Origin of the sequence: Shewanella colwelliana ATCC 39565 (assembly GCF_000518705.1) — a bacterium.
Lineage (GTDB): Bacteria > Pseudomonadota > Gammaproteobacteria > Enterobacterales > Shewanellaceae > Shewanella > Shewanella colwelliana.
This window is the reverse complement of record NZ_KI912479.1, coordinates 371031-396985: the sequence shown is the minus strand read 5'-3', so window position 1 is coordinate 396985 and position 25955 is coordinate 371031. Positions and strand designations below refer to the sequence as shown.

The following is a 25955-nucleotide window of genomic DNA, read 5'->3' as shown; positions in this document are numbered from 1 at the left end:
TAAAAAAGCCTAGCATTCGCTAGGCTTTTTTATTACAGATTTTTTAGCACTAACAGAGCAGCTTTACCAAACGTAGCTAACATCACACCACCAAAAATAGCGATAATTACTACATAGGTCAGCCACTGAAAATAGCGTCCGCCCTTGTCCATCTAGTACTCTCTATAACGTCAACCGATTTGGGTTAAACCACCCATATAAGGGCGCAACACTTCAGGTACCGTAATCGTGCCATCAGCGTTTTGATAGTTCTCCAACACAGCAACTAAGGTACGTCCTACAGCAAGACCAGAACCATTTAGTGTATGTAATAGTGCGGGCTTTTTAGCCGACTTAGCTTTGTAACGAGCTTGCATACGACGGGCTTGGAAGTCCTGCATGTTACTGCAAGAAGAGATCTCTCTGTAGGTATTTTGAGCGGGTAACCATACTTCAATATCGAAGGTTTTTGCCGCGCCAAAGCCCATATCTCCAGTACAAAGTACTACTGTGCGGTATGGAAGGCCTAATTTCTGCAAAACGGTTTCAGCATGTTGCGTTAAACTTTCGAGCGCTGCCATAGACTCTTCAGGTTTCACAAGTTGAACGAGTTCTACCTTGTCAAACTGGTGCTGGCGGATAAGTCCACGAGTATCACGGCCATAAGATCCTGCTTCACTTCGAAAACAAGCGGTATGGGCAGTCATCTTAACGGGTAACTCTTCTTCATCGATGATCGTATCGCGAGCAAGGTTAGTTAAAGGCACTTCAGCGGTAGGGATTAAGCTAAGCCCTTGGCCCTCTTCCGTTGCAGGCTTAGTATGAAATAGGTCTTCACCAAATTTAGGTAGCTGGCCTGTTCCTAATAAACTGTCTTCATTAACTAATAACGGCACATATGCTTCAGTGTAGCCATGTTCTGTTGTATGAAGATCTAGCATAAATTGTGACAGTGCACGATGCATGCGAGCAATTTGGCCTTTCATTACGATGAATCTAGAGCCAGTGATTTTTACAGCATTTTTAAAATCTAAGCCTTTCAGATTTTCGCCAAGATCAACATGGTCCTTCACGTCAAAATCAAACGTTCTAGGTTCACCCCAACGACGAATTTCAACATTCTCATTTTCATCAGCACCAATTGGCGCCGACTCATCTGGCAAGTTGGGGACGCTCATGGCAATGTTGTTCAGCTCATCAAGCAACACTGCAAGCTCTGCCTTTTTACTATCTAGCTCGGTACCTAAATCACCGACCTGAGCCATAATTGGCGCGACATCTTCGCCTTTTGCTTTAGCCTGACCAATAGATTTGGATATCGCATTTCTCGATGCTTGTAACTCTTCGGTAGCCACTTGAAGTAACTTACGCTTTTCCTCTAACTTACTTAGACGATCAACGTCTAGGATAAATCCGCGAGTAGCTAGGCGCTCAGCAGTCGCCTCTAATTCTGTACGTAAAAATTTGGGATCTAACATGTTTTTAGTTTCTTAATAGTTAAATGCGAGAAAAAACCAACTGCTGTCCTAAATAGACCATGAAAATACATAGACAAAGGTTCAGAGCGATATTCAAAAATGCTTTCAGCCAATCCCCTTCTTGGATTAACAACAAGGTTTCATTTGAGAAGGTTGAAAACGTTGTCAGTGCGCCTAAAAGACCAACACCAACTAAAGCTTTTAATTCTGGGCTAACTTCACTGACTTGACCAAGGGCATAAATAACTCCCATCAGAAAAGAACCAAGGATATTGACGACCAGTGTACCAAAAGGAAATGAAGAGCCAAATACCTGAATCATGAATAATGAGATCAGATAGCGAAAAACCGCACCAATAGAGCCACCTAATGCTACAAACAGTAAATTAGTCATAACGTTTGAACTCACTTTGGTGATCTAGCTCGGCCAAAAGCTCAAGTTTCGATTTGATTCTTTTTTCAAATCCGTGCTCAGTCGGATAATAGAAACGACTATCGGCTAGTTCTGGCGGGAAATAGCACTCGCCACTCGCATAAGCATTAGGTTCGTCATGGGCATAGCGATACCCTTGCCCTAATCCAATATCAGCCATCAATTGTGTTGGCGCATTACGTAAATGGTTAGGCACACTGACTTGCCCCGTTTCTCTAGCCAGCTGACGGGCTGCTTTAAAAGCAGTATAAACAGCATTACTTTTGGGAGCGCAAGCAAGATAGACAATCGCTTGCGCTATCGCTCTTTCACCTTCAGCAGGGCCGACACGGTGGAAGCACTCCCACGCATTTACTGCAACCGTCATTGCCACAGGGTCGGCATTACCAATATCCTCTGAAGCTATCGCCAATAATCGCCTCGCGATATAAAGTGGATCACACCCACCTTCTAGCATTCGGCAAAACCAGTACAATGCCGCATCTGGCGCAGAGCCACGAATTGACTTATGCACGGCCGAAATAAGATCGTAGTACTGATCACCATTCTTATCAAAACCCGCTAACTGCTGACCAGCGACATCTATGAGTAACTGCTCTGTAAACGACTGACCATCTGCCAACATATCACTCATCAGCTCAATCAGATTAAGCGCCTTGCGAGCATCACCTTCACAGACATTAGCCAACTTATTGGCCACGCTATCTGGCATTTGCAATTGACGCTTCCCCAAGCCCCGCTCTTCATCAGTAATGGCCTGCTTAACAATGGCGACGATCTCACTATTCTCAAGTCGTTTAATCAAATAAACGCGAGCACGAGATAGCAGTGCATTATTAATTTCAAATGAGGGGTTCTCTGTTGTCGCACCGATAAAGATGACAGTGCCATCTTCAATAAAGGGTAAAAAAGCATCTTGCTGACTTTTGTTAAACCGGTGCACCTCATCGACAAACAGCAAGGTTCTCTGACCCCGACTCTGGGCCACACTTTTTGCATGCTCAATAGCCGCACGTATCTCTTTTACACCCGAAGTGACCGCCGAAATTCGTTCTACATGAGCATTGGTATGTTTTGCTATCAGTTCAGCTAACGTTGTTTTGCCTGTACCTGGCGGGCCCCAAAACATCATCGAATGGGCGCGGCCAGCCTCTAAGGCCTGCCTTAAGGGCTTACCCTCTCCCAGCAAATGTCCCTGTCCCATATATTGTTCTAGGGTTTCAGGACGCATGCGGGCAGCAAGCGGTCTAAAATCTGGAGCGAAATCGAAACTTAAACTAGACACTGTGCACCTAATTAATTGTTTTTAAGCGTTGATCATCAATATCAACCCCTTCAGGTACAACAAACTTAAATAAACTGCTTTGGCTATCAGAGACTGGTCCCTGCTCGGTTAAATTAAACTCACTGATATTGCCTTGCTGATCTTCGAGCGTCATCATGCTAAGACTATTGTCATCGAAACATACAGCCACTTTGGTCACGCCAGCGTCAATATCCTTGGGGACAATTTGGTAACAACTGTTTTCAAGTGTGACACTATATTGTTGCCAGGTCTTCTCGTCTCGATGCACTAAGAGTGCGATAGGTGATGCATCGATGGCCTGATTTAAATCAAGAACGGATACTTCCTCAGCAAAAGGGTTATAGATCCAAACATCATTACCATCAGCAACAATCAATGATTCATCTGGTGACGTTAGATGCCAATAGAATTGATTTGGAACCGATAACGCAAATGTACCGCTACCTTGCTGAATAACTTTGCCATTAATATCAGTCACGGTTTGACTAAACTCTGCATGCAGACTGTTTAGCTCTTCCAGTTTCTGCTTTAACGAGGGTGAGTCATCTGCCATCGCGCTACTTACGACCATTAGTGGCAAGCTTAGTGCGAGTATAGAAATTGGTCTTAACATCTATCTTCCTTAGAGAACATTACTATGACGTTCAAACTTAATAGTCTTTAGGTGGAGGTGGCGCTAACACTTCACGATTGCCGTTATGCCCTTGGGCACTCACGACACCTTGTGCCTCCATCTGTTCGATAATACGTGCAGCTCGGTTGTAGCCTATCTTAAACTTGCGCTGCACACTTGAAATTGAACCTCGACGGGTTTCAGTCACAAAAGCAACCGCTTCATCGTATAACGCATCCGTGTCCTCATCGAGTTCAGGCGTCTCGCCAGGCAACAGCACCTGCTCCCCCTCAGTGGAGCCTTGTAGAATTTCATCGATATATTGCGGCTTGCCTCGGCTATGCCAATCGGCAACGACAGCATGTACCTCGTGATCGTCAATAAATGCCCCATGAACACGATTTGGAACGCTGGTTCCAGGTGGCAAATAGAGCATATCCCCCATGCCTAGCAAAGTCTCGGCACCTTGTTGATCTAAAATAGTCCGTGAGTCAATTCTAGAGGAAACTTGGAACGCCATACGAGTGGGAATGTTGGCTTTAATGAGCCCGGTAATCACATCTACCGATGGACGCTGGGTTGCCAAAATCAGGTGAATACCCGCAGCGCGTGCTTTCTGTGCAATACGGGCTATTAACTCTTCCACTTTTTTACCAACAATCATCATCATGTCAGCAAATTCGTCAACGACGACAACGATAGAAGGCAGCTTATCCAACTCTGGCGCTTCTTCTTCCATGCTATCTTGTGAGCGCCAAAGCGGATCGGTGATCACTTCGCCACGCTCTTTGGCGTCTTTTATCTTAACGTTGTAGCCCTTTAGATTACGGACCCCAAGTGCTGACATCAATTTATAGCGACGCTCCATCTCCCCTACACACCAACGTAGTGCATTAGCCGCTTCTTTCATGTCGGTCACCACTTCACATAGAAGATGTGGGATGCCTTCGTAGACAGAAAGCTCTAACATCTTAGGATCAATCATGATAAAGCGCACATCGTCAGGACCGGATTTGTACAGCAAACTGGTGATCATCACATTCACACCCACCGATTTACCCGAACCTGTCGTACCGGCAACCAATAGGTGCGGCATCTTGCCTAAATCGACGACAACAGGTTCACCAGCGATATCTTGGCCTAGCACCATACTCAAATGAGATGGGCTTTTCTCGAATGCTTCACTCCCTAACACATCTCGCATGTAAACCGTTTCACGGAACTTATTGGGTAGCTCGATACCGACGTAAGCTTTACCCGGAATCACCTCAACAACTCGGACACTCTCTGCTAACAAAGATCGCGCTAAATCCTTAGAAAGATTTGTTATTTTTGAAGCTTTCACCCCAGGAGCCAACTCTAACTCAAATCGTGTCACCACAGGACCAGGAAACACTCCTACGACATTAGCTACAATATTAAAATCAGCAAGCTTAACTTCGACTAAACGGGCAACCTGTTCGAGTTCTTCTTCACTTATCGGGTTTGCTTTGCGATTTGGTACATCCAATAATGATATGTCCGGTAGGGGCGTCATGGGTTTGGTTGGCTGCTCAGCCTCGCCTCCAGGTAGTACAACAATGCCATCGACTATTTTAGCTTTTTCTTGTGCGCGCTTGGCGGACGTTATAGCCCCCGTAGAATGTTTAGCATTGAAATCAATCTGGGTGTCGTCTGCAACGGCAAGATTTTCATCAGCAGTCACCGACAAAACGACTGAGTCATCGTCAAGATGGTCCTCATCAATCGCAGCCGCATTGATGCTTGGCATCGCAAATGTTCGTTTTGCTTGCTTTGTGGGAGCATCGATTTCACTCGCATCGTCGTCCAATAAATCGTCTTCATGTTGACGTTGAATACGCTTCTCTTTAAAACGATCAACAACAGACATAAAGCCCTTCGTATCGTCCGTCTCTGGGGCACTGGAAAACTTTTCTGGTAAGGTTTTTAACCATTTAAACAACCACAGAGTTGCATAACCAACAGCATCAACGACCGTTAGCCAACTAATGCCTGTTAACAGCGTAAAACCCGCACCGACAAAGCACAGTAATAACAGGGTTGTTCCAAGTTGATTAAAATAGGGCAACATAGCACCAGCAATAACATCACCCGAGACACCGCCAGCTGAAAACTCATAGATATCCTGAGCGTTCATGCTCGCCAACGCAGCAAGACTAAACATGATCAGCAAAAAGCCAATGAGTCTAAGGCCAACTGAAAAGTAATCAATTTCTAACAGTTTATGAATGCGCTTAAAGAGCAGCCAACCCGTCAGCGCCACAATGATTGGGATAATATAAGCGGTATAACCAAAAAAATAGAACAGCACATCAGCGACCCATGCCCCTACAGCACCAGTAACATTATTTATTTGCCCTTCAAAGTTTGACTGGCTCCACCCTGGATCCGACGAGTGAAAACTACTTAAGGCCAGTAATATAAATGTAGCAACCATACAGCAAAGGATAAGCCCACCTTCAAGCAGACGCTGCAAACCACTAAGTGTTTTGACACTATTTCCCTTAGACAAACGAAAACCCACAATGAAGAAATGACAGGTGAAACTAAGATATCAAAATAATTGAACTGATGCAGCGTTTTCCCTAAGGATACAGATGAATAGCTGTTAATCTAATGTTTGTTGCGCAAATAATATTCAGCATAAAAAAAAGGAGCTATAAAAGCTCCTTTTTACCGACATAAATCGATTTATGACTCAAGCGTTACATTGATAGCAACTCTATTGGTTTGCTTAACTTCTTCCATAACTACGTATGTACGAGTATCAGAAACAGAAGGCAACTTCAGTAAAGTTTCTCCTAACAAGCGACGGTATGCAGACATATCTGATACGCGAGTCTTCAATAAATAGTCGAAATCACCAGACACCAAATGACATTCTTGAATATCATCTAATAACTGTACAGCCCGATTAAATTTATCAAATACTTCCGCGGTATCACGATTGAGCGTGATCTCCACAAACACTAACAAAGACGCCCCTAAATAATGAGGGTTTACTAATGCTGTATATCCATTGATGTAACCTTGCTTTTCGAGTCTTTTAACTCTCTCTAAACAGGGTGTGGGACTCAGCCCAACACGCTTTGAAAGTTCAACATTAGAAATGCGACCATCAATTTGCAACTCGTTAAGTATGTTACGATCGATCCGATCTAAGTCTTTTATAGGACTCTTTTTATTATTAACCATATTTTTAACCTTGCTTTATCACTAAAACAACATTTACAACTGCGTATGTCCAAACTTCAGCAGCATTAACTGCTGAAGTGATACTATACTAGATTTCCCTGAAACAATCACGTTCAGGACATATAAAATAACAATTCAACCCACAAAAAATGGGTTTTTATGCATTTTGAGGCTCGAAGATGATAATTGGTGTACCTAAAGAAATCAAAAACCACGAGTATCGTGTTGGTATGGTTCCGTCAAGTGTCCGCGAATTGACCAGCAAAGGTCATGACGTTTACGTTGAGACAAATGCCGGTTCAGGAATTGGATTTAGCGATCAGGACTATGTAGATGTAGGCGCTTCAATCTTAAGTACTGCTGCCGAAGTATTTGCCACAGCAGAGATGATTGTAAAGGTAAAAGAGCCTCAAGCAGTTGAGCGTGCAATGTTACGTGAAGACCAATTGCTATTTACCTATCTTCACCTTGCTCCAGACTTACCACAAACAGAAGATCTGGTTAAAAGTGGTGCTGTTTGTATTGCCTACGAAACAGTAACCGACAATCGCGGTGGATTACCCCTTCTCGCGCCTATGTCAGAAGTTGCTGGCCGCATGTCTATTCAAGCCGGTGCAATGGCCTTAGAGAAATCTAAAGGTGGTCGCGGTATGTTACTCGGCGGCGTACCCGGTGTTGAGCCTGCCAAAGTCGTTATTATTGGCGGCGGTATGGTTGGTACAAATGCGGCACAAATGGCAGTAGGTCTAGGTGCAGATGTGGTTATTTTAGACCGCAGCATTGATGCACTACGCCGATTGAATGCGCAGTTCGATAATCGCGTTAAAGCGATTTATTCGACAGCTGATGCAATTGAAAAGCATGTCCTTGAAGCTGATCTTGTGATCGGTGGTGTACTGGTACCAGGAGCCGCGGCGCCTAAACTTGTCACTAAAGAACATATCAAGCAGATGAAACCTGGTAGTGCAATCGTTGATGTTGCCATTGACCAAGGCGGTTGTGTTGAAACTTCGCATGCGACAACTCACCAAGATCCGACTTATATCGTCGATGATGTCGTCCATTACTGTGTAGCAAATATGCCTGGAGCGGTTGCCCGCACCTCAACATTTGCGCTAAATAACGCAACGCTACCATACATAATGAAGTTAGCTGACCTAGGTTACCGCAAAGCACTGCTTCAAGATCAGCACTTGCTAAACGGTCTAAACGTTATGCACGGAAAGATCACTTGTAAAGAAGTGGCAGAGGCGTTAAACCTTGAGTTTGTTAATCCAAGTGTTTTACTTGGCTAATCAGTTTTAGCGGTAAAACAAGGGAGCCACATGGCTCCCTTTTTCGATTAGAACAATCTAAAAGATTGGCTTTACCCTAAGGCGTAAATTTCCTACAATCGCTGCAATTCGCTAAAGGCACGGAGAAAAAGATGAGCCAAGCTAGACACTGTAACTTACTAATCCTGGGTTCTGGCCCTGCAGGCTACACGGCAGCAGTATATGCTGCTAGAGCTAACTTAAAGCCTGTGATGATCACAGGGCTGCAGCAAGGTGGTCAATTGACCACAACAACAGAGGTCGAAAACTGGCCAGGTGATGCAGATGATTTAACCGGTCCTGCATTAATGGAACGGATGCAGAAACATGCTGAAAAATTTGATACCGAAATCATTTTCGACCATATCAATGAAGTCAACCTTGAAGTTCGTCCCTTCCAACTAAAAGGCGACAGTGGAGAATATACCTGCGATGCGTTGATCATCTCAACGGGTGCTTCAGCCATGTATTTGGGCTTAGATTCTGAAGAGGCTTTCAAAGGTAAAGGTGTATCAGCCTGTGCAACCTGTGACGGATTTTTCTACCGTAACCAGAAAGTAGCTGTGATTGGTGGTGGTAATACCGCTGTTGAAGAAGCGCTTTATTTAAGCAATATCGCTTCAGAAGTACACCTAGTTCACCGTCGTGATACTTTTCGCTCAGAGAAAATATTAACTAAGCGTCTCATGGATAAGGTCGAAAATGGAAATATTATTCTGCACTTAGACAACACGTTGGACGAGGTTGTTGGTGACAAGATGGGTGTTACAGGCCTCAAAATGAAGAGCACTAAAGATGGCGCTATTAAAGAAATAGATGTCATGGGTGTATTTGTAGCGATAGGTCACAAACCTAATACGGAAATGTTTGCTGGTCAATTAGAAATGAACCACGGTTACATCAAGGTACAAAGTGGTCTGGACGGTAACGCGACACAAACGAGCATTGAAGGTGTATTTGCTGCAGGTGATGTGATGGATCAACACTATCGCCAAGCGATCACCTCAGCTGGCACTGGTTGTATGGCTGCGCTAGATGCTGAGCGCTACCTAGACGCGAAGTAAACAGCTAAATTGTCTATTAAAAAACAGGCTCAGGCCTGTTTTTTTTTGCATTTCTCTCATAAAAAAAGGGACCCTAAGGTCCCTTTTAAAGCAATACATACTAATTACTTAGCTAATGCTTCTTTTGCTTTTTCAACTAAAGTTGCAAATACAACTTTGTCGAATACAGCGATGTCTGCCAAAATCTTACGATCGATTTCAATAGACGCTTTCTTAAGACCGTTGATGAAACGGCTATAAGACAGACCATTTTGACGAGAAGCCGCATTGATACGTGCAATCCATAGTTGACGGAATTGACGTTTCTTTTGGCGACGGTCACGGTAAGCATATTGACCAGCTTTAGTTACTGCTTGCTTAGCAACACGGTATGTACGTGAGCGAGCTCCGTAATAACCTTTAGCTAGTTTAAGTACTTTCTTGTGACGAGCACGAGCGGTTACACCACGCTTAACTCTAGGCATTGTTCTTTACTCCTTTAATTAAGCGTATGGTAGTTGACGTGCGATTGCTGGCACATCAGACTTTGCAACTAAACATTTTGCACGTAAGTGACGTTTACGCTTAGTGCTCTTCTTTGTCAAAATATGACGTAAATGGGCTTGCTTGCGCTTAAAACCGTTAGCGGTTTTCTTAAAACGCTTTTGTACACCCTTGTCTGTTTTCATTTTAGGCATTGCTAAAACTCCGCATTGGGACATTAATAAAACGCAAGGCGAGCAGAGACCTTAACAGACCCCTGCTACTTTTCTGGTTGCCTTACTATTTCTTTTTCGGCGCAAGAACCATCACAGCTTGACGACCTTCCATTTTTGGAAAAGCCTCCACAACTGCGATCTCAGCCAAATCATCTTTAATACGATTCAAAAGATTCATACCAAGACTTTGGTGAGCCATCTCGCGACCACGGAAACGAAGCGTTACTTTCGCTTTGTCGCCGTCATCAAGAAAACGCTTCAGGTTGCGTAGTTTTACCTGATAGTCGTTTTCATCAGTACCGGGACGGAATTTAATTTCCTTCACCTGTACGATTTTCTGCTTCTTCTTTTGTTCTTTTTGAGATTTAGCTTTATCAAAAAGGAACTTTCCGTAGTCCATAATGCGACATACAGGCGGCTCGGCATTTGGGCTAATCTCTACGAGATCAACACCAGCTTCATCAGCAAGCTCTTGCGCTTCTCTGAGGCTAACAATGCCTATTACTTCACCATCTAACCCACTAAGACGTACCTCAGGTACACCAACAATGAGTTCATTAATTCTGTTTGCCGCTGCTTTGCGCGCATCTGTTTTTTTGATCTTTATGACCTATTCCTCCAACATATTTAGACTACGGAGCGAAATCTGTTCTTTAACTTTGGCAGCAAAATCTTCGATTCGCATTTTACCAAGGTCAACACCATCTCTGGTTCGCACCGCTACTTCCCTATTTTCCATTTCTTGATCACCAATGACCAACAAATAGGGAACACGCCTTAGGGTGTGTTCGCGTATTTTAAAGCCTATCTTCTCATTCCTCAAGTCTTTCGAGGCACGAATTCCCTGATCTTTAAATAAATTGACTACTTCGTCAACATATTCTGACTGTTTATCAGTAATATTCATTACTACAGCTTGCACTGGTGCCAACCAAGTTGGGAATTTACCAGCATACTCTTCGATAAGAATACCAAGAAAACGTTCAAGTGAACCCAAAATTGCACGGTGGATCATCACTGGTGTTTGTCTACTGTTATCTTCTGCAACATATGTCGCACCAAGACGACCAGGTAATGCGTAATCCAATTGAACCGTTCCACACTGCCATGCTCTGTCTAAACAGTCATGCAGTGTAAATTCAATTTTAGGCCCATAGAAAGCACCCTCGCCTGGTAAGATCTCGTATTCAATCTCATTAGCAGTTAATGCGTCCATGAGCGCTTGTTCCGCCCTGTCCCACATTTCGTCTTCACCAATCCGCTTTTCTGGACGCGTCGACAGTTTTACCACGATATCTTTAAAACCAAAAGTTTCGTAAGTGTCGTAAACCATCTTAATACAAGCACTGACTTCCTGCTGTACTTGATCTTCGGTACAGAACACATGAGCGTCATCTTGAGTAAAGCCGCGGACGCGCATCAAACCATGGAGCGATCCTGATGGTTCATTACGATGGCAACAACCAAACTCGGCCATACGTAATGGCAGATCGCGATAAGATTTCAAACCTTGATTAAAGATCTGCACATGACCTGGGCAGTTCATTGGTTTTACTGCGTATTCGCGGTTTTCAGAGTGAGTGGTGAACATGGCTTCTGAATATTTATCCCAGTGACCAGAACGTTCCCACAATACGCGATCCATCATCAACGGACCTTTTACCTCTTGATAGGTATATTGACCAAGCTTTTGGCGAATAAACTTCTCAAGTTCTAGGAATAGGCTCCAACCATCGTTGTGCCAAAACACCATTCCTGGTGCTTCCTCTTGCATATGATAAAGATCAAGCTGCTTACCAATCTTACGATGGTCACGCTTCGCAGCTTCTTCTAGGCGATTTAGGTGAGCCTTAAGCGCTTTTTTATCTGCCCAAGCCGTACCATATACGCGTTGTAGCATCTTATTGTCTGAATTACCCCGCCAGTAGGCACCGGCAACGCTCATCAGCTTAAAGTGGTGGCAGAACTTCATGTTTGGTACATGAGGTCCGCGGCACATATCCACATATTCTTCATGATGATATAACGCTGGCGAGTCATCCTTGCTGATGTTTTCATCAAGAATCGCCATTTTGTATGTTTCACCACGAGCCTCAAATGCATCCCGGGCTTCTTGCCAACTCACCACGTTCTTAACAACGGCATAATCGGTCTTTGCTAGCTTAAGCATGCGCTTCTCTAGCTCGGCTACATCTTCCTCGGTCAACTTGTGATCTAAATCGATGTCGTAATAAAAGCCATTATCGATAACTGGACCAATTGCCATTTTAGTTTCTGGCCACATCTGTTTGATTGCATGTCCAAGCAAGTGAGCACAAGAGTGACGCAAAATTTCTACGCCTTCCGCATCTTTTGCGGTAATGATCGACAGTTCTGCGTCGTTTTCAATTAAATCGCAAGCATCTTTTAGCTCACCATTTACACGACCAGCAATACATGCTTTGGCCAAGCCAGGTCCGATATCGGCTGCGACGTCTAAAGTTGAAACAGCGTGAGCAAACTCGCGTTTACTGCCGTCAGGAAGAGTGATTACAGGCATGAAAATTCCTTATCCAGTGGTGACCCCCACGTAGGGCCACTTGGTCATTTTAATAAAAGAGGTAGGTAGCTTAAGAGCAAAACATTACTGGAGTTTTGGTGGTCTCAGATACCAGGCTGCCATTCTAGGTGTCCTATAGATAAATCGCAAGCGCTTAGCCCTCCAGTTATACAGGAAGCGCAAAGAATATACGCGATCGGTAACAAACCACCACACAATGGTAATTTTGTCATCGTTTTTCCATTGAACTGTCATCAATTTACCATCTATGTTCCCTATTATTCGTCACACCTAGCCACACCAATCGGAACTGGATTAATCCTATGCTTAAACTTTTATTGTTAACGGCTTCACTTTTCTCTGCTGACACTGAGGCAAATGGGAAATTAGAGCAAAATAACTACAGTTTGATAGTCAAGGCGCAGTCAAAAGGTGTTAACCCGCCAAACTTCAACACCCAGGCATTAGCACTAGAGATTGAAAAGTCACTTACTGAGCAATTGCTACAGATAAAAAATGCAGACACCATTGAAACAACCACCTTATCTTGGCAAAGAGAGACAAAAATCACAGCCTCTTTTATTGCAGATTAGTTCAGGCGGAGGCACTCTAGCATAGATCATTACCAAATTATTTAGCCAATATTAAGTGATAATCGTAATCGCACTAAACCATTAATTATTCTGATGGTTAATGCCTAAGGCATAGGGTTCAGCCTTGTCGCCATTAGCCGTCTCCAATGGCTCACCTTAAACTCAATGAATAATTTTCATCAATTAATTGCATAAATAACAATGCATAATCAATATTAAATGAGATACCGCTCCATAAAAATTAAAATTTTTCACTACACTCATTATCCCTTCGCTTCTAATCCTATGGACTATAATCAGACAAAGCATGTGGCAGTGAATGTGCACCCACTTTTCAGGTTAGCGACTTTTTGATTGACGCCTAGCACTATTTCCCGCGCTCAAACCTCAATAACGTCGTGATAAAAAACATGTGATTTGCTATCGGCAATGGAGCATCAAGATGAAAGTCATTCAACAAGTGATCTATTGCCCACATTGTGGGCATCATCAACACATCAGTTTGGACATCAGCGGCGGCGATCAAGACTACTACGATGATTGCCGGGTATGTTGTAACCCTATCCATATGCGGACACATATCGACGCAGCAAGTCACAAAGTAGAACTGTTTATCGACTCTGATGACGAACAGTTCTACTAACTTGGAATCTTAATATCAACCCAACCTTTGCGCTAACACACGTTCGACCGTATCCACAATAGCTTGAATTTGACTATCAATCTCAATGTTGATCTCATCACCTTCGGTATAGCTATCTAGATTAGTTAATTTTAACGTCTCAGGGATAAGATGAAGCATAAAGCTATTTTCTGTTACCTTGCCAACCGTTAAACTGCAACCATTTACACCAACAAAACCTTTGTAAAGTATGTATTTCATCCAATCAGGAGCGACGGTTAAACACAGGTCATAATGTTCATCGGTAACACTCACCGACTTCACTTTGGCAACAGTATGGATATGGCCCGAAAGAATATGGCCACCAATCTCACTACCAAAGGTTAATGATCTTTCTATATTAACCTGTGATCCAACGCTCAATTTACTGAGGTTGGTCACATGAAGCGTCTCTTCCATTACATCGAAAAACACCCTATCATCATCGACTCGAGTAACTGTTAAACAAACACCGTTATTTGCGACACTTGCCCCTAACAAAAGTCCCTCGCGCAAATCCGGACCCATTGCGATCGCTAGCGTATTTAAACCCGGCTTTTTATCTATCGCCAACACTTCGCATGTTGCTTGAACTATACCTGTAAACATTTTATCTCTCGCTAGTATTAAGGGCTGTATTCATGAATCATTCTGGCTTTCAGGCCAAACGTTTAATCCAATTAGCATTACCCGTGCTAATTGCTCAAGTTACCCAAACCATGATGGGCTTCATTGATACGGTCATGGCCGGACGAGTCAGTGCCGTTGACATGGCAGCTGTAGCCATAGGCGGAAGCTTATGGCTACCCGCTTTGCTATTTGTGCAAGGGTTATTGCTGGCCTTTACGCCTGTATTCGCTCACCACCACGGCGCGGATGACCAAAAAGCAATCCAACCCATCGCCTTTCAAGCTGCCTATATTGCCATAATTGGTAGCGTCTTAGTGATCTCGTTTCTCTATTTTGCACCAGAGATCTTTAAACTAATGGGATTGGAGACACAGTTAGCAGCATTAAGTGTGCAATATCTATATGGCTTCGCTTGGGGAGTCCCCGCATTTGTGCTTTATCAGGTACTTCGTGGCTGTAGCGAAGGGATCTCATATACCTTACCCACAATGATAATAGGGTTTGTTGGCTTGGCGGTGAATATTCCTGCAAACTACATATTCATCTATGGTCATTTTGGTGTACCTGCAATGGGTGGTGCCGGCTGTGGTATCGCTACTGCTCTAGTTTTTTGGGCGATGTTTATCGCTATGGCGGTTTATATGCAGGCGCATTCGCGGTTCAAAGCCCTCGCTCCCTTCAGTGCATTTCATAAGCCTCAATGGACAACGATTTGGCAAATGACTAAACATGGTATGCCTATCGCTTTAGCACTCTTTTTTGAAGTCAGCTTATTTGCCATCATTGCACTGCTATTGGCCCCGCTTGGGGCAAACGTTGTTGCAGGGCATCAAATAGCCTTAAACTTCTCCTCTATTGTATTTATGTTGCCACTGTCTATTGGGATCGCGGTTTCAATAAGGGTCGGATACTATCTTGGCCAGGAGAAAGAACAAGTGGCTAAGTTAGTGACTAAAGTCGGCCTTACGATCGCTTTCAGTCTGGCACTGGTTACCGCCGTTATCACCGTGTTATTTAAAACGCAAATAGCCCTACTCTATAACAACAACCCTGAAGTAGTGACTTTAGCCGGCAGTCTTATGTTCTTAGCCGCGCTGTATCAGCTTTCAGACTCAGTACAAGTTGTTGCTGCTGGCGCACTTCGTGGTTATAAAGATACCAGAAGTGCTTTCTACATCACCTTGGTCTCCTATTGGGGAATAGGCATGCTTCTAGGTTATCTACTAGCACAAACCAATATCATTGTTCCCGCCATGGGAGCTCATGGTTTTTGGATTGGCCTAATTGCAGGTCTCACCAGCGCAGCACTGCTCTTTGCACTGAGACTTAAATATATACAAGGTAACCGTAATGCTGTTGTTAACCTTAGTTAACCTACGGTCCTCCAAGGTGACAATTTGTGCATCTTGGAGGATTAAGCCTCAAGTTGTGCAGCAAATCGCCGTTTGAACAACAAAATCTGTTTTTTTACTTGCAACGAATACTAGAACCCTCGTAATATAGCGCTCGTTCGATGGCAACTGCCAACGTTCAGATAGAAATAAGACAATACAACCGTAGCTCAGTTGGTTAGAGCACTACCTTGACATGGTAGGGGTCGGTGGTTCGAATCCACTCGGTTGTACCACTTCTTTTATAGCAGAAGTTAAACAGTTATTAAGACTTAAAAATACGGACGCGGGATGGAGCAGTATGGTAGCTCGTCGGGCTCATAACCCGAAGGTCGTCGGTTCAAATCCGGCTCCCGCAACCAATTATTTAAGTAATAAGCCAGCGAAAGCTGGTTTTTTTATGCAAAAAATTTACAAACAACAATCTCTCCAGCCATATTATAGCAATCCCCCTGCGCCTCAACTCGGCTATTTGGCGGATACCCGAATCATCACAACATGGGTTGAATCAGCATCATTATGTGCATAGATATCTTTAATGGTAACGCTCTGGCGGACACCGTTTTTTTATAGAAGTAAAACGATTAAAAAAATCAAAAGATTTCAGTGCAGCATACTTATATGAAAACTGGGCAAGGCTAATGCGATTTCAGTTAAGCAGAGTGGTTGATAGTCGAACATTATGGCTATAATTTTCGAGCTTTCGTCTGAGCAGCCCACGTTGAGCGTTACCTAGCGCAACGCAGAGCTTAGACTCAACACTCTTATCAACAGCGATAAATTGGTATGTTACAGCTGCCAGATTAGGGGCTACACAGAGCAATAAACACGCTCCAAGTATCAATAATGCTTTCATCTTTGCTCTTTAGTGACCTTGCTTCTTACCAAGTAAACACTAATGATTCATCACCAAATTTTTTAACTCACACTGAATACGTTAAATTAAGGCGTGCTCATCGAATTTAAGCTCGACACCTTAACTCCTAATTAAAGGCGTTCAATCTAAAAGTGCTGTAACGCAAGCATGACCAAATGTACAAACCGTCAAACCGTCAAACCGTCAAACCGTCAAACCAGATTTCAGTATGTTTCTCCCAATACATGAATATATCAGGCTTTAGCACAGTAAGTTGATAACAAAACACTATAAGGAGTTGTTAACTAACGTTTGTTATCTAGTTAGGTTTACAAACAACAAATTGTCGCTTTATCCTACTAAAATCTTAGAGAAAATTATTTAAACTAGGTTACACTGCTAATGTCGATAGATGCTTGGAGCCGTGGATGAGTCAACGTACCTTAAACTCGATGTTCAAACCTAAATCAGTGGCCATTATTGGAGCCTCTAACGGTAAGAACCGAGCGGGAAATGTGGTAATGAAAAACCTACTATCAGGTGGTTTTTCCGGCCCTATTATGCCAGTGACCCCCAAATATGAAGCGGTACTTGGTGTCCTTGCCTACCCAAACATCGAATCACTGCCTCTAAAGCCTGATTTAGCGATAATCTGTACTGCAGCACCTAAAGTCCCGGCCATTGTTGAGCGACTAGCGCAATTTGGTTGTAAAGTTGCCATTATTAACGCCTCTGGTATGGGTAATCAAACCGACGCTGACGGTAACAATTTATTGGAACTCACTCAGCAGCACGCTAAACGCTACGGTATGCGTATTTTAGGGCCCAATAGTCTGGGCATGATGCTACCCAACCTAGGGCTTAATGCAAGTTTGGCCCACACCAGCGCCCTACCCGGAAAGATTGCTTTTGTTTCCCAATCTGCCGCCATTTGTACTACCGTGCTCGACTGGGCAAATAACAAGGGGATCGGCTTTTCATCGTTCATATCATTGGGCGATGCCACTGATATCGAGTTCGATGAACTCCTCGACTTTTTGGGGAGAGATTCACGAACTACCGCCATTTTGCTGTATATCGACTCTATTAACGAAAAACGCCATTTCCTATCCGCCGCGCGCGCTGCTGCACGAAATAAACCTATTTTAGTGATTAAGTCAGGCCGTAGTTTAGAAGGCACAACAGCAGCAAAACTTCATACTGGCGGGATCGGCGGTAATGATGCGGTTTATGAAGCCGCCTTTCGCCGTGCAGGTATGCTAAGGGTGAACGACCTTATCGAACTCTTTGCAGCGGTTGAAACCTTAGCCCATTCGTCTCCTTTGCTTGGCGAACGTCTAGCCATTATGACTAACGGTGGAGGACCAGCCGTACTGGCGTTAGATCAATTGATGTTGGGCGGAGGCAAAGCTGCAACGCTGGACCGTGAGACTTTCCAAGCGCTCGATAGTTTTCTGCCTAACACTTGGTCAGGGCAAAACCCCGTGGATATAGGAGGTGATGCCGATGCGACTCGATATGCCCAAGTACTAGAAAAGTTAATGGACTCAAATATTGCCGACGCTATCTTGGTACTGCACTCCCCATCAGCGTTAGGAGATAGTGTTGAAATTGCCAATCAGCTCAGCAAATTAATCGCAAACCACCCCAATCGTAACCGAGTCAATGTACTGACCAACTGGAGTGGTGAGGACTCAGCGTATCAGGCACGAAAGCAGTTTAATCGTGCCGGCATTCCAACCTATCGAACCCCTGAGGGAGCGGTAGGTGCATTTATGCACATGGTAGAGTATCGTCGCAATCAGAAATTACTACAGGAAGTGCCGCAATCGATTCCCGATAACCTGCCGACTAATGTCGAGTTGGCCAGGCAAACACTGCAAGCTGCATTAGAAAATAAAAAGCGCGTGCTTGAAACTCACGAGTCCACACAAATTCTCAAAGCCTATGGGCTCAATACCATAGAAACCTTTTTCGCTAACAATGCGGCAGAGGCTGGCGAGATAGCCCAAGAGCTTGGTTTTCCTGTTGCCCTAAAAGTTCAGTCACCAGATATCCATCATAAATCAGATGTTCATGGCGTAATGCTGAATTTAACGTCAAAACAGGAGGTGGTGCATGCAGCTGACGCAATTATGTCTCGCGTACACAGCCTAAATGAACAAGCACGTATTGAAGGCATTATCGTGCAAAAAATGGCGTTAACGGCTGGCGCACAAGAGATACGTGTAGCAGTGATCAACGATCCAGTGTTTGGCCCAGCCATTTTGCTTGGCGAAGGAGGTTCTGAATGGCAACCAGCAACCGATGCTGCGGTAGCACTACCGCCACTGAATATGACATTAGCGCGTTATATGGTGATCCAAGCGCTTAAAACCCACAAACTTAAAGACAGGCATCTGCCACTTGGGTTAAATATGCATGCCCTATGTGTGCTGCTCACTCAAATTTCACACCTAATCATCGATTGCCCAGAGATACAGGGACTCGATCTTAACCCTGTACTCTGTGCTGGTGAAAAAATCACCTTGCTTGATGTTAACATCCAGCTACAAGAAAGCCCTCAAGACAATTCGACTCGATTGGCTATCTGTCCCTACCCTAAAGAGCTCGAACAGCGGGCTCAACTGAAAAATGGCCGCGACATCATGCTACGCCCAATTTTGCCAGAAGATGAACCTAAACATCTCGCATTTGACAACTCTCTGTCAGATGAAGACAGGTATAAGCGCTATTTTGGTGTGCGCTCGAAAATGACACATGAAGAGATGGCAGTCTTAACCCAAATTGACTACGCACGGGAAATGGCTTTTATCGCCACCGCCAAGGGAGACGATGGTGAAGAGATAACCTTAGGTGCGATCCGTGCTTCGATTGATCCAGATAATACAGAAGCTGAGTTTGCCATGGCAGTTCGAAGCGACCATCAAGGCCAAGGTTTGGGGAAATTATTGCTGGAAAAACTGATCGACTATTACAAAGCTAATGATACCGAAGTATTGACGGGATTTACCATGTTTGAAAACCGTTCGATGGCTAATCTGGCAAAGCGCTTAGGTTTTACCGTGACGTTTGATATGGAAGAGCATTTAATAAAAATGGATATGGCATTGAAGCCTACGCCAAATAAATAGTCGTTTTAAAAAATAAAATAAAGCGAGGTTTTAGCCTCGCTTTATTTTATTTCAATCAACCTTTAACGCAGTTTCGCCCTGATGACTTCGCACGATAAAGCGCTTCATCAGCACGCACAAAATAGGTTTCTCTGTCATCATCATGCCCTAACGTTGCAATACCGATCGAAACGGTGATCGCACCCAATGACAGCTTCTTATCTTTACCGACCGTGAGTTTTTTCTCTGCTATACGGCTACGTAACTGCTCAGCAACCACTAATGCACCGGTATGATCGGTATCAGGCAGTAAAACAACAAATTCCTCGCCCCCATAGCGAGCCACAAAATCTTCGCCCCGCACTCCCTGTTTTAACGCTAGCGCAATATAAGCTAATACTTTGTCACCAATCACATGGCCGTGGGTGTCATTAAAATTCTTAAACTTATCAATATCGATGATAAGCAAACTACTATTAACAGCACCCATTTTATAGCGTTGTAAATGCTCTAAAACTTCTTCGTCAAACGCACGTCTATTGTGTAAAGATGTCAGTTGGTCAGTCATGGCAACTAAGTTTAAGTTCTCCATTTCTGACTTCAGGGATTGGACCTCATCACTCATGACTGTGAGGCTTTTTTCCATCTCTTGATTACTATTGACCACTTCGCTGACTTCGTCGGCTAACGTATCAATCAACCGCGTTAATGTCTCCGGATCTGGCGAGCTTTTAATATCGGTCTGAAATTCGTTAAGTGTTTGACTAAAACGTTCTGTGCCATGGCTCATTTTAGACAATTTACTCATTAAGCCATTAATTAATAGCTGAGTTTCCACCTGTACATTTTCAATGATTTCAGGCGATTTTTCTTGAATAAAATTACTATGTAGTCCTGCATTAACTTCTGCGGTAAACGCCACCTTATTCGATAGTAATCCGTCTATCGCTCTTTTTAGGTCTAAGTTAACACCACGAAAATACTCGTACCAAACGGAGTAGTTATCTGGTGTTACAGGAATATTTAACTCAGACATCTTAGGCACCGCATGCCTAAGGATTTTCGCCGAAAGTTCCGTATCTGTCAGGTGCTTAGCTAAATTCATAGATAATCGCCATGTTATTATTCAATATCCAATTCGCGCATTGTGCTAAAAGTGTAAGCCTAGGTGGTTTAAAGAACTTAAAAACCACTTTGCTACCACTACAATAACGAAAAAACAACAAGTTGCCACTACTTTGTCATTATTTATTTTCTATAGAAGTACGGCATTGTGCGAATATGTCCAATTGGACCTTGTAAACGTCACTTTGTACGTTCATTAACCCTAAAAGGCTCGAAAACAGGTTATCATGAGAATAAGTCCCGCTCGCTGCTTGATGCTTTAGGCAATCAAGGTCGATGCCGTTCTCTTGACTAAATTGTGGCGATATCCACGACAATAGCGGAATCTCAATTTGCTCACTTGGAGCGATTGAGTACGGAGCACCGTGAAGATACATACCACTCTCACCTAATGACTCTCCATGATCGGAAACATAGACTAGGGCAGTGTCCGCGACAGTCTGCTGCGCTTGTAACCGTTGAATCACTTGGCTAATAATATAATCTGAATACAAAATCGTATTATCATAGGTATTAATCAGCTCTTCATCTAAACAGTTTTGTATATCACTGCGCTGGCAATCTGGCGTGAATTTTCGATGTTCATCGGGATAACGTAAATAATAGGTAGGGCCGTGAGAACCAATAATATGAAGCACTATCATGGTGTCGTGCTCAACAGGCGTCGCCAGTGCTTTGTCTAACTCATTTAGCAAAACTTGATCATAACAATAATGCCCATCACATAACTGCGGATCACTATTTAAATCAATATTGATGTGCTTAACACGATCGCAAACCCCTTTACATCCGCTGTCGTTATCGAGCCACAATAGATTAATCCCCCCATGATCGAGTACATCAATCAAGGTATCTTGGGCCCGAGCCCTGCGGGGCTCATACTCCTCGCGGGTCATACTGGAAAACATGCAAGGCAGTGATACCGCGGTTGCCGTACCACATGAAGTGGTATTTTGAAACGCTACCATGTCGTACTGACTGGTATGAGCGTTTGTGGCTTTAGCATAACCGTAATATTGATAGTTTTTGGCGCGAGCCGTCTCCCCCACAACCAGTACGACTAAATTTGGTTTACCATTACTGTCTACCGTGACATTTTTAGCATCTAGGCCTTGTTACAGGTAAACCAAAGGTGTTTGAAAATAGTTGATATTTACGTACTTGATCATGGAACCTACGGCGTAGGTTGGCACGATATAACGTTTCATTTGGTCATTATTACGGCCAAATGAGACATAGTTTTGATAGAAGAAAAAACCGATAACCGCTATACCAACCAGCATTGCCACCATAAATAAAATTTTGTGTAATAACTCTTTAACCAATGGTTTGTAATCAATATTAACCTTATAGATTAACAACGCAGGTAATAGGCCAGTGGCGATAAAATTAACGACAGAAGAGAAGTTTAAGTAGGTCAGAGCCTCTCCCGTATTGGTCTGTACGGTGTTTTCAATCATGCCGTAGTCGAAAACAACACCGTATTGCAAGGCTGCAAAAAAGACACTAGATGACAACAGCGTTAAGGTAATAAAAAAGCCTTTGGTGATGTATTTAACTGAAAAAATAGAAAAAATAAAACTCAGTGCAAAGACAAGAAATAGCGGAATAGTCGCGATAAAAATGTAATTGACGTCAGCTTGCTTTTCAATCCCCTCCTTAACAATACCAAAAAGGGGAATATTAAAAACACAGACATAAAACAAAGCGAGTAAAAAAGTAAACTGATTTGTCGATAGGGTTTTGATACGTGATAGCACTAAGTATTCTCTCTTGTCGATAGTGGCTGCGTCAAAAGGGGCTAGGTCTCTTACAACGGCAATTGATCCAGGCAAGGATATTACCAAGCATCAACCACAGCTACAAATGCTACATAAAAGTAATGATTAAAACTGTCGCCCCACACACAGGGATACCCTTGTTAAAACCCTTGATTGATACGTTGAAAAAACATTAACAATTGAGAGCGCTCAATATCAGAGAAAGTTTCTGTAATTTGATGTGTTAGCTGATGATGTAGTTGGTCATGTTCATGATACACCTCATACCCTTTTGTCGTTAATTGCACCAAAATAGACCGTTTATCCTGCTCATGGGCCATCCGTTCAACCAAGCCTAAGTTAACCATTTTATTGATCTGTACTGTCAGGGTCCCTGTGGTGATCCCAAGCTTTTCGGCTAGCTCCTTCATACGCATAGTTCCATTGGCACCTAAGATTTCGACCGTATGGATTTGCGCTAACGAATGACCCTTCCCCCTAACAACTGACGCTTCCCAAGAAGAAAGCTTCTCGTAAAACTCTACAATCTCATGGCTTAGCTGATCATCAACTTGTTTCATCAAGCCTCCACAGTGTGACGGCGACAGTTTGAGTCATCACATGAGTGAACTTCTATGGTTAAATGGTTAATGCGCTCAAAGCGAGATAGCTGTTCAGTGAAATAGCGCGCATCTTTATTTTCATGGGTAACCACAGAGATAATCGCCGCGTAGTGATCCGCACTGACTGGCCAGACGTGAATATCGGCAACATGATCAGTTCCAGCTTGTTCAATACACTTAACCACTTGCTCTACATAGCCTTGCTCAATACTTGCATCGAGTAAAATAGGCCCTGTTTGCTTAACCAACCCCCACGCCCAACTGGTAATGATTACGGCACCAACAACCCCCATCACAGGGTCAAGCCAATTGAGTCCTAAATACTTACCAAATAGTAAAGCAGCAATGGCAAGTAGCGAGGTCAACGCATCAGCCATCACGTGAAAATAGGCTGCTCTCAAGTTATGGTCATGGGTCTTTTTAGCCTTATTGCCACTCGTTTCTTCGTGGCAATGTTCAGCGTCATGTTTATGTGAAACATGGTGATGATGCTCATGGTTATGATGATGACCGTGACTATGGCCGTGACTATGGCCGTGGTCATGGCTATGGTGATCTTTGAGTAAAAACACCGATAGGACATTAACTGTTAAGCCAATAAACGCCACAAAAATAGCCTCGTTAAAATGGATGTTTTCAGGATTAAGCAGTCGGTTGACTGACTCCACTATCATCAGCAATGCAACTAAACCTAACGCAATTGCACTGGTAAACCCTCCCAGCACACTGACCTTACCCGCCCCAAATGCAAATTTAGGATCCTTGGCGTATTTCTTTGCATAGGAGTAAGCAAACAATGTGATTAAAAACGCAGCAGCGTGGGTTCCCATATGCCAACCATCAGCCAATAAGGCCATGGAACCATAAATGGTACCGGCGACAATCTCTGCCACCATAGTTATAAGGGTCAAATACAGAACGTAACGGGTATTTCGCTCTCCTTGTGTATTGACAGTGGCAAAATTATGTTCGTGTTGCCATGGTGCGTTGTTGTGAGCTGTCTTTTCCATGTTTTGGCCTATATCTATTAGGAATTACTTTGACTATCAAACAATATGGAGAGATTATTTAGTTTGATAGTCAAAGTAAAGATCTAAATAGAGTAGATTGATCGATTTGGGTCCTAGCTCAAAAATATTTTAAATCTAATAACCCTTTTCCATTATGCTAGCGTTAATACCCACAAAGCAGTCGAACATTATCATTTTATCAGGAGCTTTAATGAACACATTTTCACTTAACAAACAGATCCAGTCTCTCATCTTAACCAGTGTTATAGCATTCACGGCTGCAGGCAATTCTGCCTTTGCAACCAGTCCGGTCCATCCAAGTGGGTTAAACCAAATGAATATTCACAGCAGCAGCTACACAGCCGTGACTTACCAAGCCGAGGAAACAAGCAAAATGTTTCCACAACCCACCGAGGGCATGGTGCAGCATATCCTCAACTTGCCAGCACTTGAGAATGAAGCACAATACAGAATTGAGATTCTTATTGGTCGAACTGAATTAGTTGACTGCAATAAACATGGTTTGCGTGGTGAACTGAAACAGATGAATTTAGACGGATGGGGCTACAACTACTACCAAGTAGACACTATCAGTGACGGACCGAGTACAATGATGGCCTGTTTTGATAAGGCAAAAAAAGAACAGTTCCTGACCATTCCAGGAGAGTTAATACTCAAATATGACAGTCGACTGCCAAAAGTATTTTACTTACCAGAAGGCGCCCAACTTAAGTATCGTGTTTGGACAGCTGAGATGGAGTATCAATTTACCTCATCCAACTAAATGATTCAGGTGCAAGATACTTTATCATTTTTTCCCTATGGATACCCTAATATAGCAGGCATAAAAAAACCTCTGTTTACACAGAGGTTTTTTATGCCTAATAAACGCTTAGGTTAGATACCGCTAATTGCATCTTTACACAATTGAGTAATACGCGCCCAATCACCTTGCTCCATGGCATCAGTGGGTGCTATCCAGCTACCGCCGATGCAATCGACATTGTTCAGTGCTAGGTAATCTTTATAACTACTTGGAGTGATACCACCCGTTGGACAAAAACGAATATTCGCTAACGGACCAGAAAAAGCTTTCAATGCGTTAACGCCACCAGAGGCTTCAGCAGGGAAAAACTTAAAATTAGTATAGCCAAGCTCCATACCCGCCATCACTTCAGAAATACTCGCCACACCAGGAATTAATGGAACTGTCCCTGCCATCGCCGCTTTCAATAGATCTGTCGTTGCACCTGGCGTGATCACAAACTGCGCACCAGCATCAATGGCTTGCTTTAGCTGAGCTTCGTTTAAAATCGTACCCGCGCCAACCAGTGCTTCAGGCACCTCTTTTGCAATCTTAGTAATCGCTTCGAGCGCACAAGGTGTTCGTAACGTCACCTCCAGCACACTTATTCCGCCGGCGACCAAAGCTCGTGCCAAAGGCACCGCATCTTCAATCTTATTAATCACCATTACAGGAACGATTGGGCTGCGTTTAAAAATATCTTGTGGTTGTATAGACCAGTTATTCTGAGCCATGTTAATACTCTTCCT

The 25955-nt window shown here is 43.5% G+C and carries 22 protein-coding genes, 2 tRNA genes and 1 pseudogene; 9 read left to right on the top strand and 16 right to left on the bottom strand.

All coding sequences use genetic code 11. From position 1 onward, the window contains the following. Positions 1–170: 170 nt before the first annotated feature. The 6 genes from serS to lrp all read right to left on the bottom strand — a co-directional run bounded on the left by serS (position 171) and on the right by lrp (position 7025). Positions 171–1457, bottom strand: a complete 1287-nt coding sequence (gene serS / locus L876_RS0118000) for a serine--tRNA ligase (protein WP_028765069.1) — start codon at positions 1455–1457, stop codon at positions 171–173. 19 nt (positions 1458–1476) lie between these two features. Beyond that, a complete protein-coding gene (gene crcB / locus L876_RS0117995) occupies positions 1477–1851 on the bottom strand; it encodes a fluoride efflux transporter CrcB (RefSeq protein ID WP_028765068.1) in 375 nt (124 codons plus the stop codon). After that, the gene (locus L876_RS0117990) at positions 1844–3175 is read right to left on the bottom strand and encodes a replication-associated recombination protein A (protein WP_028765067.1); all 1332 of its coding nucleotides are present in this window, start codon (positions 3173–3175) and stop codon (positions 1844–1846) included. The genes crcB and L876_RS0117990 overlap by 8 nt, the downstream gene beginning before the upstream one ends. A gap of 7 nt (positions 3176–3182) precedes the next feature. Next, positions 3183–3809, bottom strand: a complete 627-nt coding sequence (lolA, locus tag L876_RS0117985) for an outer membrane lipoprotein periplasmic chaperone LolA (protein WP_028765066.1) — start codon at positions 3807–3809, stop codon at positions 3183–3185. Positions 3810–3846: 37 nt separating this feature from the next. Further along, a complete protein-coding gene (locus tag L876_RS0117980) occupies positions 3847–6342 on the bottom strand; it encodes a DNA translocase FtsK (protein WP_028765065.1) in 2496 nt (831 codons plus the stop codon). Positions 6343–6521: 179 nt separating this feature from the next. Further along, a complete protein-coding gene (lrp, locus tag L876_RS0117975) occupies positions 6522–7025 on the bottom strand; it encodes a leucine-responsive transcriptional regulator Lrp (protein ID WP_028765064.1) in 504 nt (167 codons plus the stop codon). A 179-nt stretch (positions 7026–7204) separates the two neighbouring features. On the opposite strand from lrp, the gene ald reads away from it, so the two are divergent. After that, complete coding sequence (gene ald / locus L876_RS0117970; RefSeq protein ID WP_028765063.1) at positions 7205–8320, top strand: alanine dehydrogenase; 1116 nt, start codon at positions 7205–7207, stop codon at positions 8318–8320. A gap of 131 nt (positions 8321–8451) precedes the next feature. Further along, positions 8452–9402, top strand: a complete 951-nt coding sequence (gene trxB / locus L876_RS0117965) for a thioredoxin-disulfide reductase (RefSeq protein ID WP_028765062.1) — start codon at positions 8452–8454, stop codon at positions 9400–9402. A gap of 104 nt (positions 9403–9506) precedes the next feature. Here trxB and rplT read toward each other — a convergent pair whose 3' ends face one another. From rplT to thrS, 4 genes are all read right to left on the bottom strand, one after another. Further along, positions 9507–9866: a 50S ribosomal protein L20 gene (gene rplT / locus L876_RS0117960; RefSeq protein ID WP_011865827.1), complete on the bottom strand. Its 360-nt coding sequence runs from the start codon at positions 9864–9866 to the stop codon at positions 9507–9509. An 18-nt stretch (positions 9867–9884) separates the two neighbouring features. After that, on the bottom strand, positions 9885–10079 hold the full coding sequence (gene rpmI, locus L876_RS0117955) for a 50S ribosomal protein L35 (protein WP_011865828.1): 195 nt from the start codon (positions 10077–10079) through the stop codon (positions 9885–9887). Between the two features lie 85 nt (positions 10080–10164). After that, positions 10165–10707: a translation initiation factor IF-3 gene (gene infC, locus L876_RS22595; RefSeq protein WP_081730742.1), complete on the bottom strand. Its 543-nt coding sequence runs from the start codon at positions 10705–10707 to the stop codon at positions 10165–10167. A gap of 3 nt (positions 10708–10710) precedes the next feature. Further along, positions 10711–12639 (bottom strand): threonine--tRNA ligase, encoded by a 1929-nt coding sequence (gene thrS / locus L876_RS0117945; RefSeq protein ID WP_028765060.1) that lies wholly within the window; start codon positions 12637–12639, stop codon positions 10711–10713. 323 nt (positions 12640–12962) lie between these two features. Between thrS and L876_RS0117940 the strand changes: the two genes are divergently transcribed. Together L876_RS0117940 and L876_RS0117935 are read left to right on the top strand one after the other, a co-directional pair. Continuing rightward, positions 12963–13232 carry a hypothetical protein gene (locus tag L876_RS0117940; protein WP_028765059.1) on the top strand — a complete coding sequence of 90 codons (270 nt, stop codon included), beginning with the start codon at positions 12963–12965 and terminating at the stop codon, positions 13230–13232. A gap of 442 nt (positions 13233–13674) precedes the next feature. Further along, on the top strand, positions 13675–13875 hold the full coding sequence (locus L876_RS0117935; protein WP_028765058.1) for a CPXCG motif-containing cysteine-rich protein: 201 nt from the start codon (positions 13675–13677) through the stop codon (positions 13873–13875). Positions 13876–13890: 15 nt separating this feature from the next. Here the strand turns inward: L876_RS0117935 and L876_RS0117930 are convergent, their stop codons facing one another. Then, positions 13891–14502: a riboflavin synthase gene (locus tag L876_RS0117930; RefSeq protein WP_028765057.1), complete on the bottom strand. Its 612-nt coding sequence runs from the start codon at positions 14500–14502 to the stop codon at positions 13891–13893. Between the two features lie 32 nt (positions 14503–14534). Here L876_RS0117930 and L876_RS0117925 point away from each other — a divergent pair, with 32 nt between their 5' ends. The 4 genes from L876_RS0117925 (at position 14535) to L876_RS0117905 (ending at position 19904) form a co-directional block, all read left to right on the top strand. Next, positions 14535–15896 (top strand): MATE family efflux transporter, encoded by a 1362-nt coding sequence (locus L876_RS0117925; protein ID WP_028765056.1) that lies wholly within the window; start codon positions 14535–14537, stop codon positions 15894–15896. 177 nt (positions 15897–16073) lie between these two features. Then, positions 16074–16150: transfer RNA gene (locus tag L876_RS0117920), tRNA-Val, on the top strand. Between the two features lie 49 nt (positions 16151–16199). After that, positions 16200–16276 (top strand) — tRNA-Met (locus L876_RS0117915). 922 nt (positions 16277–17198) lie between these two features. After that, entirely contained in the window at positions 17199–19904 is a 2706-nt protein-coding gene (locus tag L876_RS0117905; RefSeq protein ID WP_028765054.1) for a bifunctional acetate--CoA ligase family protein/GNAT family N-acetyltransferase, read from the top strand. 55 nt (positions 19905–19959) lie between these two features. On the opposite strand, the gene L876_RS0117900 is transcribed toward L876_RS0117905, so the two are convergent. The 4 genes and pseudogenes from L876_RS0117900 to dmeF form a co-directional block, all read right to left on the bottom strand. Then, a complete protein-coding gene (locus tag L876_RS0117900; RefSeq protein WP_028765053.1) occupies positions 19960–20988 on the bottom strand; it encodes a GGDEF domain-containing protein in 1029 nt (342 codons plus the stop codon). A 139-nt stretch (positions 20989–21127) separates the two neighbouring features. Beyond that, positions 21128–22768, bottom strand: a pseudogene (locus L876_RS22075) (phosphoethanolamine transferase). A gap of 161 nt (positions 22769–22929) precedes the next feature. Next, on the bottom strand, positions 22930–23349 hold the full coding sequence (locus tag L876_RS0117890) for a MarR family winged helix-turn-helix transcriptional regulator (RefSeq protein WP_028765052.1): 420 nt from the start codon (positions 23347–23349) through the stop codon (positions 22930–22932). Then, positions 23349–24401, bottom strand: coding sequence for a CDF family Co(II)/Ni(II) efflux transporter DmeF (gene dmeF, locus L876_RS0117885; protein ID WP_028765051.1), 1053 nt, complete (start codon positions 24399–24401; stop codon positions 23349–23351). Before dmeF ends, L876_RS0117890 begins: the two co-directional genes overlap by 1 nt. A 211-nt stretch (positions 24402–24612) precedes the next feature. Between dmeF and eco the strand changes: the two genes are divergently transcribed. Continuing rightward, positions 24613–25185, top strand: a complete 573-nt coding sequence (gene eco, locus L876_RS0117880) for a serine protease inhibitor ecotin (protein WP_028765050.1) — start codon at positions 24613–24615, stop codon at positions 25183–25185. Positions 25186–25298: 113 nt separating this feature from the next. Here the strand turns inward: eco and L876_RS0117870 are convergent, their stop codons facing one another. Next, positions 25299–25940, bottom strand: coding sequence for a bifunctional 4-hydroxy-2-oxoglutarate aldolase/2-dehydro-3-deoxy-phosphogluconate aldolase (locus L876_RS0117870; RefSeq protein ID WP_028765049.1), 642 nt, complete (start codon positions 25938–25940; stop codon positions 25299–25301). Positions 25941–25955: the final 15 nt, after the last annotated feature.

What these genes read in the sequence shown, in the direction of transcription:
- serS (WP_028765069.1), bottom strand. Translation starts at nt 1,457, where the DNA reads ATGTTAGATCCCAAATTTTTACGTACAGAATTAGAGGCGACTGCTGAG.
- crcB (WP_028765068.1), bottom strand. Translation starts at nt 1,851, where the DNA reads ATGACTAATTTACTGTTTGTAGCATTAGGTGGCTCTATTGGTGCGGTT.
- lolA (WP_028765066.1), bottom strand. Translation starts at nt 3,809, where the DNA reads ATGTTAAGACCAATTTCTATACTCGCACTAAGCTTGCCACTAATGGTC.
- lrp (WP_028765064.1), bottom strand. Translation starts at nt 7,025, where the DNA reads ATGGTTAATAATAAAAAGAGTCCTATAAAAGACTTAGATCGGATCGAT.
- ald (WP_028765063.1), top strand. Translation starts at nt 7,205, where the DNA reads ATGATAATTGGTGTACCTAAAGAAATCAAAAACCACGAGTATCGTGTT.
- trxB (WP_028765062.1), top strand. Translation starts at nt 8,452, where the DNA reads ATGAGCCAAGCTAGACACTGTAACTTACTAATCCTGGGTTCTGGCCCT.
- rplT (WP_011865827.1), bottom strand. Translation starts at nt 9,866, where the DNA reads ATGCCTAGAGTTAAGCGTGGTGTAACCGCTCGTGCTCGTCACAAGAAA.
- rpmI (WP_011865828.1), bottom strand. Translation starts at nt 10,079, where the DNA reads ATGCCTAAAATGAAAACAGACAAGGGTGTACAAAAGCGTTTTAAGAAA.
- thrS (WP_028765060.1), bottom strand. Translation starts at nt 12,639, where the DNA reads ATGCCTGTAATCACTCTTCCTGACGGCAGTAAACGCGAGTTTGCTCAC.
- L876_RS0117940 (WP_028765059.1), top strand. Translation starts at nt 12,963, where the DNA reads ATGCTTAAACTTTTATTGTTAACGGCTTCACTTTTCTCTGCTGACACT.
- L876_RS0117935 (WP_028765058.1), top strand. Translation starts at nt 13,675, where the DNA reads ATGAAAGTCATTCAACAAGTGATCTATTGCCCACATTGTGGGCATCAT.
- L876_RS0117930 (WP_028765057.1), bottom strand. Translation starts at nt 14,502, where the DNA reads ATGTTTACAGGTATAGTTCAAGCAACATGCGAAGTGTTGGCGATAGAT.
- L876_RS0117925 (WP_028765056.1), top strand. Translation starts at nt 14,535, where the DNA reads ATGAATCATTCTGGCTTTCAGGCCAAACGTTTAATCCAATTAGCATTA.
- L876_RS0117905 (WP_028765054.1), top strand. Translation starts at nt 17,199, where the DNA reads ATGAGTCAACGTACCTTAAACTCGATGTTCAAACCTAAATCAGTGGCC.
- L876_RS0117900 (WP_028765053.1), bottom strand. Translation starts at nt 20,988, where the DNA reads ATGAATTTAGCTAAGCACCTGACAGATACGGAACTTTCGGCGAAAATC.
- L876_RS0117890 (WP_028765052.1), bottom strand. Translation starts at nt 23,349, where the DNA reads ATGAAACAAGTTGATGATCAGCTAAGCCATGAGATTGTAGAGTTTTAC.
- dmeF (WP_028765051.1), bottom strand. Translation starts at nt 24,401, where the DNA reads ATGGAAAAGACAGCTCACAACAACGCACCATGGCAACACGAACATAAT.
- eco (WP_028765050.1), top strand. Translation starts at nt 24,613, where the DNA reads ATGAACACATTTTCACTTAACAAACAGATCCAGTCTCTCATCTTAACC.
- L876_RS0117870 (WP_028765049.1), bottom strand. Translation starts at nt 25,940, where the DNA reads ATGGCTCAGAATAACTGGTCTATACAACCACAAGATATTTTTAAACGC.